The organism is Nitrospirota bacterium (assembly GCA_016214385.1).
Classification (GTDB): Bacteria; Nitrospirota; Thermodesulfovibrionia; order UBA6902; family JACROP01; genus JACROP01.
In genome coordinates this window covers 1-10,258 of record JACROP010000051.1, presented here as the reverse complement: position 1 = coordinate 10,258, position 10,258 = coordinate 1, and the positions used below count along the sequence as shown (strand labels likewise).

The window sequence follows — 10,258 nt, the reverse complement described above, 5'->3', positions numbered from 1 at the left end:
GACGATGAACTCTCAGAAGACCATATACTCCCGAGCATATTTGATAAGAAAATAACATCGGCAGTAGCCCACAGTGTGGCTGAAGAGGCAAAAAGGACAGCCCTCGCAAGGAAATAGAGCCCTGAACTTTTTAAATTAACCTTAGTATTTTTAATATTGTTTGAGCAATAAATTTTGCCTGCTCTGTTTCAAGCTCAGGATAAATGGGAAGGGATAGGACTTCTCTTGCTGCGGCCTCAGAAGCGGGGAAATCGTTTTCCCTGTATCCGAGGGATTTAAATGCCTCCTGCAGATGAAGGGGCACTGGATAGTAAATAACCGAAGATATAGAGCTGGCCTTGAGGGCGTTGATTATATCTGCTCTTTTTGATGACCTGATTGTATACTGGTGATAGACGTGGGTTCTATCCGGAAACTCCAGAGGACATTCTACTGCACTATTAAGCAGAGAGGTATAAAGCACAGCTAAGTCACGCCTTTTCTGATTATACGAGTCGATCCTTTTAAGTTTTATCCTCAGGATTGCTGCCTGGATTTCATCAAGCCTGCTATTGTAACCGATAAAGCTATGGCGGTAAGGTGCATGGGTTCCATGGTTTCGCAATAATTTTACTTTCTAATATATGTCATGGTTTCTGGTAACGAGCATCCCGCCGTCTCCATAAGCACCTAAATTTTTACTGGGATAGAAACTGAAACAGCCAACATCTCCTAATGTTCCTGCCATAGCTCCTTTATACCTGGCTCCAAAGGCCTGGGCACAGTCTTCTATGACTTTAAGGTTGTATTTACTGGCTATTTCCATGACCCTGTCCATATCTGCCGGCTGACCAAAGAGGTGTACCGGGATGATGGCTTTTGTTTTTGGTGTAATTTTTCTTTCGATTTGTGAACAATCCATATTTAACGTTTTACTATCTATATCAACAAAAACTGGCGTAGCCCCGACATATGCAATTGCCTCTGCAGTGGCAATAAAAGTAAAAGGTGTTGTAATTACCTCATCCCCTTCCTTTATTCCAATTGCTCTCAGGCTTAAATGCAGGGCGTCTGTACAGGAGGCAAGGCCCACGGCATAAGGGACGCCATCCCGGTGCGGGCCCCTGAGATACTCGGCAATTTCCTTTTCTAAGGAATCTACATTGGGCCCTAAAATAAAATGCCCGCTTCCTAAAATTTTGCTTATGGCTTTTTCTATCTCAACTCTTAGCTCCCTGTACTGGGCCTTGAGATCAAGCATGGGTATTGTCATTTTCCCTGCCGTTAATGTTTTACTTCTGACTGCCCCGGCCTCGCTCCGCGAAGCGGGGCGGGCTAACTGCTCGCTGTCCACTTTACTTCCCTCGCTTCTCTCGGAAATAGCCCCGCTATTAATATTTTTTGCCATTTTTGATCACCTCTGATATTTTTAGAGCAACCGCCAGGGCTTCTTTTCCTTCGACCCCTGAGACTACCGGCGTTGACCTGTCTCTGACACACTTGATAAAGGATTTCAATTCTTCTCTAAGTGGTTCTTTTTTCTCAGGCTTTATTTTCTCTGTCTCAATCCTGTCTGCAACTTTTCTGTAGCATAAGACTTCCTGGCTCTGATAATCAAGGGAAAGATAGGTATGGCGTTGAAAGACTTTAATCTGTCTTACCTTCTCAGGGGATATACGGCTCGCAACAATCTCTGCAATACATCCATTCTCGAATTCTATCCAGGCATGGGCTGCATCTATATTTTCTGTGAGTACTCTGGCTCCTGTAGCTCTCAGGTCTGATATCTCTGAACCTACAAGGCTCAGGGTTATATCTATATCGTGTATCATCAGGTCAAGTGTTACATCTACATCTGTCCCCCTTTTAGAGAAAGGAGAGAGGCGGTGAGATTCGATGAACCTCGGGTTATCTATCATGCTGCCAATAAGGGATAGCCCTGAATTGAACCGCTCGAGATGTCCCACTTGAAGAACCAGCCCCCTCGCCTGAGCTTCACGGATAAGTTCTTCAGCCTCTTTTACAGTTGAAGTGATTGGCTTTTCGATGAGTATGTCCTTTCCGGCCATCAGGAAGTCCATTGCTATCGGGAAGTGAATTGTAGTCGGTGTAGCAATGCTCACTGCATCAACTGAGTCCATGATCTCAAGGTGATTTTCATAGGCCTTGCAGCCGTATCTTGATGCGACCTCACGGGCACTTGCGCCATTAGCGTCTACAACGCCTATAAGTTCTACATCCTTTAGCTCGGAAAATATCCGAGCATGGTGAGCCCCGAGATAACCTACGCCTATAACTCCGACTTTAATCATTTTGCATTTCCAGATTTATGCCTACTACTGCAATCCCTGCCCTGTCCGCTTCTTTTATGAATTTTTCTTTATCAATAATAATGCTATTGCCTGCCTCTAAGGCTAAGACTTTTGCATCTACTTTTTTCATGGCATGCAGTGTAGCAGGGCCGGCAGCAGGGAAGTCAAAACGCATGTCCTGCTTTGGCTTGCTTACCTTTATAATCGTTGCTCCCCCTCCGGCAAGATTTCCACCCCTGTGAATGGCTTCATCCGTGCCCTCGATGGCTTCAACAGCCATTACTGCCCTGTCCTTGATGACCACGGTCTGTCCTATATCGATTTTCCCGATTGCCTTTGCTATGTGCCAGCCGAATTCTATATCCTTCCATTCTTCTTTTGAAGGTTTTCTCTTAGTGATAGCGCCTAACGGGGTGAGCAGGTTTTTGGTGAAGGTCGTTATAGATAAAAGCCTGATGCCTTCTCTCTCGAGTTCCCTTGTTATGGCCAGGAGGATTGAGTCGTCTGAGCGGTCTTTAAGCGATAGGAGGAGTTTAACAGCCCTCCAGTCAGGGGTGAGTTTACTTTTGTATAGCAGGCCCTTGGAAACCTTACCTGCCATTACGGCTTCTTTTATTTCGAGTTTTTTGAGTTTCTCTATGATTTTTCCGAGCTTGCCTACATTGACTGAATAAAAGCTGTCAACAGATGACCTGAGGGATGGGTCGCACAGTGGCTCAAGGCCTATGGCCGCAACCCTGTAACCCATTTCCCTGGCCTCAGATGCAAGAACCCTGGGCAGCTCTCCTGTCCCTGCAATAAGACCGATGGTTTTTAACGACATATTCCTCTTCGGTTTTTCTCTATGAATTCGAGGAGGTGCTTGATCTCTTTTGAGGCCTGTATGTCGCCTCTAACCTTATCTATTGCCTCTTTAAGGGTGAGCTTGCTTCTGAATAAGATTTTGTATGCCTGTTTGAGGTCTTTGATAATCTCGTCTGAAAAGCCATGTCTTTTAAGGCCGATGAGATTTAACCCATAGAGCTTGACGCGGCTGCCTGATGCGGTCATGTACGGTGGTATGTCCTGTCCAACTCCGCTGAAACCGCCAACCATCGAATAAGCGCCTATCCTTGTAAACTGGTGCACAGCAACAAGCCCTCCAATTATAGCAAAATCCTCAACTTCCACATGCCCGGCAAGGGTAGCGGCATTGACCATTACGATAGAGTTTCCAATTTTGCAGTCATGTGCTATATGCACATAAGCCATGAGGAAGTTGTCATTGCCAATGTTTGTTACCCCATCTCCTCCCACCGATGCCCTGTGAATTGTTGTGTATTCTCTGATAATATTTCTGCTGCCTATTTTTACTTTAGTTTTTTCACCTTTATACTTAACATCCTGAGGGGGCAGGCCTATACTTGTGAATGGATATATGCTACAGCCCTCTCCTGTTTCTGTTTCCTCGATAATTACATTCGAAATGAGATGTGTATTTCTGCCTATTGTTACTCCGCTGCCGACAATACAATATGGCCCGATGCTCACGCCATCAGCAAGCTTTGCTGATGGATCTACAATAGCTGTTGGATGAATTTTCGGCTTACCCACTATAACTCCCTTTCTGAGACCATGGCTGTAAATTCAGCCTCTGATACAAGTTTATCATCTACAAGGGCTTCCCCTGAGAATTTCCATACATTGCCTCTCTGCTGGAGGACCTTTACTTCAAATCTGATCTGGTCACCTGGCACAACCGGTTTTCTGAATTTTGCCTTTTCAATGCTCATAAAGTATACGCCTTTACCTTTTACGCCTGAACGGAATGCGAGGATTCCTGCTACCTGAGCCATGGCCTCTATTATTAAGACTCCTGGCATGATAGGGTAATCAGGGAAATGGCCCTGAAAAAACGGTTCGTTTATTGTTACGTTTTTAAGGCCGACTGCTTTAACACCAGGCTCAAGCAAAAGTATCCTGTCTACAAGGAGGAAAGGAAAACGGTGAGGCATTAAGCTTTGAATTTCACGGGCATCCATCATTTTTTCACTTCTCCTTCTAAGTTTTTTACTTTTGTTTCAAGCTCTCTTATGCTTTTGATGACCTCAGGCAGCTTTGAAAATATTGCCTGTGCCTTAAGCCAGTCTTTGTGAGGAATTGCAGGAGTCCCGGAGAATGCCTGCCCATCCGGTATGTCATGCCCGATACCCGATTGAGCGCCTACCATAACGCGGTTGCCTATTTTGATGTGGTCCTTAACGCCAACCTGGCCCGCTAAGACAACCCCATTGCCCATCTCAGTGCTTCCTCCAATGCCGACCTGTGCAACTATGAGAGAGCCTTTGCCAACCCGTACATTGTGGGCTATTTGAACAAGATTGTCTATCTTTGTGCCCTTGCCGATTACAGTAAAGCCAATGGTTGCCCTGTCTATAGTAACATTGGCGCCTATCTCCACGTCATCCTCTATAATCACCCCGCCTACCTGAGGAATTTTATAATGTCTTTCTGCCACCTGAACATAACCAAAACCATCTGCTCCAATAACTGTACCGGCATGGATTATTACATTGTCTCCCACCCTCACATTTTCCCTGATAACTACATTGGGGTAAATAATACAGTTATTGCCTATCTTAACATCCTCTCCGATATAACTGCCGGGATAGATTACAGTGTTGTCACCAATGTGTGCCCTGTCAGCAATATAGGTATTTGGATAAATAGAAATAGCTGCTCCAAGGATTACATCCTTTCCAATATGAGCACCTTCGCTTACACCTATGGGTACACATGGTTTTTGATAAAAGATTTCCAGTGCCCTGGCAAATGCGTAGTAAGGGTTTTCTACAAGTAGAAATGTCCTGGGAATACCTGCAACTGCCTCTCTGGCAATAACTGCTGATGCATTGGACTCTTTTAACGCATCTATGTACCTGTTTGAGGCAAGGAAGGTTATATCCCCGTTTTTGGCTTCGCTGATAGGGGCTATATTTTTAATCTCAATATCAGGATTGCCGATAATCTTACCATTGAGGAGTTCAGCAAGTTCCTTTAATGTCATTTTAGTTTCTGAGTTTCAAGAAAGCTATTTCTTTGTCTTTTTCTCGCCAGATTTTCTTGTTTCGTTATGCTTTTTAATTACCTTGTCTGTTATGTCTATATTTTTTGAGCCATAGAGCACTACTCCTTCGGCCTTCTCGAGGATTAAGGCGTATCCTTCTTCTTCGGCAATCTTATTTATAATCTCTCTCATCTCTCTCAGGATTGAGCCTGTGAGTTCTGCTTCTTTTTTCTTTACCTCGGTCTGGGAATCCTGAAGCAATCTCTGGTAATCTCTCTGGAGGCTCTCGACCTCTTCAAGTTTTTTCTTTTTCACATCTTCCGAAAGCACAGAGGCTTGTTTTTCAAACTCCGACTTAAGCTTCTCAATCTCTTTGACCTTTTTGTCTAATGTTGTCTGTTTTGACTTAATTAAATCGTCCAGGGTATTTTTTGCCTTGAGGCCGGCCTCTGACTCATTAATGGCCTTAAAGAGGTCCACATAAGCTATCTTAGTGGCTACTTCAGCTCTGGAGACATTGGCTCCGAAAAATAGCAGCAAAACTAAACCTGACAGAATTGCAAAGCAATTTCTCTCCCAAATCTTTTTCATTTTTCCTCCTGAAATTTAACTTGATAATTTTTTGTAGTTTACCACAGGATTCTTAATTTAAAAAGCTGTGCCAAAGGTAAATTCCCACTTGCTCTGGCTTTCATCTGGCTTCCTTGATAAATTGTAACCCCATTCAACCCTTATCGGGCCCAGTGGCGATATCCATCTAATGCCAAGGCCTGTAGTTGGCCTTAAATCTTGAATCCGTATTGGCTCGTTTTTGTCGTAGGCCCTGCCTGCGTCGAAAAATGCCACACCTTTTAAGCGGAGATCCTTTACAAGAGGGAATATGAACTCAGCATTAAAAATCACCTCCTTGGTGCCCCCTATTTTTTCCCCCTCTGCACTCCTCGGCCCTCCCTCTCCAAAGCCAAGGCCTCTTACAGTATTAATCCCCCCCACATAAAATCTTTCATAAACAGGCAGCTCTTTTCCTGCGAATCCAGATGCATATCCTACTCTTCCCCTCAGGCCGAGGGTGGTGTCCCATACAAGAGGTATATACCAGCCTGAGTCAAGGAGGGCCTTTACGAAGTAATTGTCTCCGCCTATGCCTGCAAATGTTGTGTAGATTGCGTTTCTTGACCCCCTTGTCGGGTCAAGAAAATTGTCTCTAGAATCCCTTGTCAGCGAAGGGCTGAGACTGCTTGTGAGTTTTTTGCCTCTCTGGTCTTTTATAAACTGGGAGGCAGCATCTGAGACATCCAATACTTCTACCTTTTCAAGGTTATAAACGATGTCCCCCCGTATATATTCTGAGAGCTCTTTCCCGAAACCAACAGAAAAGCCTTTTGCCTTTCTGGTGTAGTCGAGGGACTTAAAGGTTTCGTTGTAAATGCCAAAGCTCGCTGTGATTGGTTTATCCATAAACCATGGGTCTCTAAGGAGGAGGTTGTAGTTTGCTCTCCTTGAGCTCAGCTCTGCCCTGAGTTTAAGTAAATAGCCTTTTCCAAAGAGGTTTGTCTGTGTAATCTCTCCCATACCTATGAATTTATCTACAGAACTATAACCGCCACCAATAGAGAGCATGCCTGTCTGCCGTTCTTTTACTTTGACGTGGACGTCAACCAGCTTTTCCTCTGCCTTTGGCTCAGGGGTTATCTCTACTGAGTCGAAATAGTTGGTATTAGTTATCCTCTCATAGCTCCTCTTCATGAGTTTGCTGTTGAAAACATCACCTTCATCAAGCCTCACCTCCCTCCTGATGACCTTATCCCTTGTTTTTGTATTTCCTGTAATTATTACCCTGCCAATCCTGAATATATCTCCCTCAGAAATTGATAGGGTTAAATTCACAAGCTTTTGGGGAGTGTCTAAATCTAACATGGGTTTTACATCGCACAGGGCATAACCTTTCTCTGAATAGAGGTCAAGTATATTGGAAATATCTTTTCTCAGGGCTTTTCTGTTGAAAACCTTTCCAGGCGCAGTCTCAATTTTCTGGAAAAGTTCAGAGCTGGCAAAAACAGTATTGCCCTTTAAATCGACTGAGCCGACCTTAAATTGTTCGCCCTCGGATACTGATATATTTATATATATGCGCTTTTTATCAGGACTTAAAGTTACTCTGGGCTCTGCAACAACAACCTGTATGTAACCTTTGCTGTGATAGAGCTCCCTGATCCTTTCGATGTCAGCCTCCATCTCCTCTTTTTTGTAAAATCCAGAGCCTGTGATAAAAGAAAACAGCCAGCGCTCTCTGGTCTCCATGGCCTTCTTTATCTCTCTTGAAGATAATGCCTTGTTCCCCTCGATCTGTATCTTTTTTATTGTGACCTTTGGCCCCTCTTCTATCTGGAAGGTAAGGGCCACGGCATCCTCGGAAATAACCCTGGTCACAGGGATTACCTTTACATGCCAGTATCCCTCCGACTGGTAAAAAGTAATAATTTTTTGAACATTGTCAGATATGAGGGGAGGGCTTGCTATGGCCCCCGCGGAGATTGTCACTTTTTCTTTAATCTTGTCAGTTTCTATTTCTTCATTTCCCTGAAAGTCTATACTTGTGATTGTGGGCTTTTCTTTCAGGATATATATTAGCTTGATGCCATCTTCAAAGGATTCTACCTCAACCCTTACATCATCAAAATAGCCAATTGCAAATAATGTTTTTATATCATTCTGTGCTCTTTCCTGAGAGAAAAATTCACCTGCCTTGCTTTTAATCCTGGCCCTTATTGTCTCTTCCTCAATCTTCTTATTTCCTTTAATTTCAATGATTTTAATCAGTGGCATGTCCTGTGTTGAAGCAATAACGGCAGAAGCTATAATTATAATAGAGACAAGGTATATTATAATAATTGCAGGAAACTGTTTTTTTATGGTGCCTTTTTCCGGCAAGTATTCTCCTCCCTGGGGAAAATTTAAGGCATAGTATAGCACCAGGCAATTAAAAAAATCCATGACTTATAGAAATAGAGATAGAAAATAGAAGCAATTAAAAATCTTGGTAGGACAGGCGTCTCGCCTGTCAAGGGTTTAACCATTTAGGACAGCCGAGACGGCTGGCCTACCGGGGTAATCGCCTCTCCTTGGCGGGTTCAAGTTTGTAACCACTGCTGTCCAAGATAGATCACCATTGCCGTCATTCCCGTGAAAACGGGAATCCAGGAGGATAGCATTACAAAACATATTGAAAAAACTGGATTCCTGCTGGAGTTTACCCCTGGATTCCCCGATTAAATCGGGGAATGACAAAAGGGGCAGGAATGACAACTTACGAAACAATAATCTATTAGTTCTCATTCTAATTCTCCATATGCTGTCCAAGAAAAGTTATTTTGGACAGATATGGTTTGTAACTTGAACCCTTTAGGTGTTACTGTATGTCGCCTTGAAAGCGTCATTCCTGCTTGTCGGGAATCGTTGAAGAAAGATTCTGGACCGATCTATTCTTTTTCCTTCTGAACATCCTCAAGTCTCTCCTTTATTGTCTTTACCTTATTCTGAAACTCTTTTGTAATGGCATCTGCCTCCTCAGGGGAGGTAATTACATGAGGCGTAACCATAACCAGCAGCTCTGTCTTCTTCACTTCATCTGTTGTTACGCCAAAGAGGTGCCCGATTATGGGGATTCTGCTCAGCAAAGGAATGCCTTCCCTCGTTTTATTCTTCTGCTCGGACATCAATCCTCCGATTATCAGTGTATGCCCGTTCTGTACAACACCAATGGTCTCTGCCTTTCGCTTTGTAAAACTGGGTGAGGTTATACCTGCGAGAGAGATGTCCACGCCCCTGCTGCTTATCTCCTGAGAAATTTTTAGTTTTACCATATTTTTCTCTGAGATATGTGGAGTAACTGTCAGAATAATACCTGTTGTTCTGTACTGAATCTGGCCTGCTGCTACAAATGAAGTAGTGCCTGTGGTTGTAGAAGTAGCAGGTTGCTGCTGAAATCCTGTTGCTATAGGAATTTCATCACCTATCTCTATCTTTGCCTCTTTGTTGTCCATTGCGAGGATATGCGGGCTTGAAAGCACATTGAGTTTTCCAAGGCTCGCAAAGGCATTCAAAATAGCTCCATATCTCCCAGGCTTTATAAGTGCAGCAAAGGCTGTGCCTGCAGAGGGAGTAGTAATAATACTTGTAACCTCACCTGTAGTAGCGCTAATCTGAGGGGCGATTGTTCCAGGCTGTGCCTCTGAGGTAAAGCCTGTCACAAGTGGATGGTGTTTGCCCTCTATAGAAGCAGTAGTTTTCAACATCCATTCAATGCCAAACTGGGTCTTGTCTGTAAGTGATACTTCTGCTATCAGGACCTCTATCAATACCTGTTTTGCAGGGATGTCCAGTTTTTTCAGCGTCTCTAAAATAGCGAGGTAGCTTCTGGGATCGGTCTTTATAATAAGGGCATTTATGTCTTCATATGGTGTGATAATTACTTCACCTGCAACCTCACCAGGCAGTGCCTCAATAGTAGCAGGTGGCGTTGCTGGTGCTGGAGATGGTGTCTTTGGGGGAGGCGCTGGGCCCAAAGGAGCTGGTGGCCTTCCTGGTGCTGGTGCAGCCTTCTTCTCTGCATACAGACTTTTTAGAATCTCTGCAAGTTTCTTTACATCAGCATTTTCTGCATAATATACAAAGGTCTTGATAGCTTCACGCTCTGTAGAAGGAATGTCCAGTGCTTCCAGTATTTTCATAAATTTCACAAGCGCAGATGGAGGCGCAGTAACTATTAATATGTTTGATGGCTCGTATACCACAAGGTCTGCCCCTCGCGGCATGAGGCTTCTCATTATACTTACAATGTTGCTCGCCTTGACATATTCAAGGGGAACTATCTGTGTTAAAAAGCTTGAGTCAACCTGCAACTTAACTTCCTTGCCTGGCT

8 protein-coding genes and 1 pseudogene are annotated in these 10,258 nt (G+C 43.9%); all 9 read right to left on the bottom strand.

Annotated features, from left to right (window positions below; genetic code table 11):
- Positions 1-130: 130 nt before the first annotated feature.
- The 9 genes and pseudogenes from HZC12_03380 to HZC12_03340 all read right to left on the bottom strand — a co-directional run bounded on the left by HZC12_03380 (position 131) and on the right by HZC12_03340 (position 10,238).
- Positions 131-1,252: pseudogene (locus HZC12_03380) on the bottom strand (DegT/DnrJ/EryC1/StrS family aminotransferase).
- 118 nt (positions 1,253-1,370) lie between these two features.
- Positions 1,371-2,291, bottom strand: a complete 921-nt coding sequence (locus HZC12_03375) for a Gfo/Idh/MocA family oxidoreductase (GenBank protein ID MBI5025769.1) — start codon at positions 2,289-2,291, stop codon at positions 1,371-1,373.
- Entirely contained in the window at positions 2,284-3,114 is an 831-nt protein-coding gene (gene lpxI, locus HZC12_03370; GenBank protein ID MBI5025768.1) for a UDP-2,3-diacylglucosamine diphosphatase LpxI, read from the bottom strand. The genes HZC12_03375 and lpxI overlap by 8 nt, the downstream gene beginning before the upstream one ends.
- Positions 3,105-3,884: an acyl-ACP--UDP-N-acetylglucosamine O-acyltransferase gene (lpxA, locus tag HZC12_03365; protein ID MBI5025767.1), complete on the bottom strand. Its 780-nt coding sequence runs from the start codon at positions 3,882-3,884 to the stop codon at positions 3,105-3,107. Before lpxA ends, lpxI begins: the two co-directional genes overlap by 10 nt.
- Complete coding sequence (fabZ, locus tag HZC12_03360) at positions 3,884-4,315, bottom strand: 3-hydroxyacyl-ACP dehydratase FabZ (GenBank protein ID MBI5025766.1); 432 nt, start codon at positions 4,313-4,315, stop codon at positions 3,884-3,886. Before fabZ ends, lpxA begins: the two co-directional genes overlap by 1 nt.
- Positions 4,312-5,337, bottom strand: a complete 1,026-nt coding sequence (gene lpxD, locus HZC12_03355; protein MBI5025765.1) for a UDP-3-O-(3-hydroxymyristoyl)glucosamine N-acyltransferase — start codon at positions 5,335-5,337, stop codon at positions 4,312-4,314. The genes fabZ and lpxD overlap by 4 nt, the downstream gene beginning before the upstream one ends.
- Positions 5,338-5,361: 24 nt before the next feature.
- On the bottom strand, positions 5,362-5,928 hold the full coding sequence (locus tag HZC12_03350) for an OmpH family outer membrane protein (protein MBI5025764.1): 567 nt from the start codon (positions 5,926-5,928) through the stop codon (positions 5,362-5,364).
- A gap of 57 nt (positions 5,929-5,985) precedes the next feature.
- Positions 5,986-8,268: an outer membrane protein assembly factor BamA gene (bamA, locus tag HZC12_03345; protein ID MBI5025763.1), complete on the bottom strand. Its 2,283-nt coding sequence runs from the start codon at positions 8,266-8,268 to the stop codon at positions 5,986-5,988.
- 548 nt (positions 8,269-8,816) lie between these two features.
- A complete protein-coding gene (locus HZC12_03340; GenBank protein MBI5025762.1) occupies positions 8,817-10,238 on the bottom strand; it encodes a hypothetical protein in 1,422 nt (473 codons plus the stop codon).
- Between the last annotated feature and the right edge of the window lie 20 nt (positions 10,239-10,258).

Coding starts and splice junctions, on each gene's coding strand:
- HZC12_03375 (MBI5025769.1), bottom strand. CDS start 2,291: ATGATTAAAGTCGGAGTTATAGGCGTAGGTTATCTCGGGGCTCACCAT.
- lpxI (MBI5025768.1), bottom strand. CDS start 3,114: ATGTCGTTAAAAACCATCGGTCTTATTGCAGGGACAGGAGAGCTGCCC.
- fabZ (MBI5025766.1), bottom strand. CDS start 4,315: ATGATGGATGCCCGTGAAATTCAAAGCTTAATGCCTCACCGTTTTCCT.
- lpxD (MBI5025765.1), bottom strand. CDS start 5,337: ATGACATTAAAGGAACTTGCTGAACTCCTCAATGGTAAGATTATCGGC.
- HZC12_03350 (MBI5025764.1), bottom strand. CDS start 5,928: ATGAAAAAGATTTGGGAGAGAAATTGCTTTGCAATTCTGTCAGGTTTA.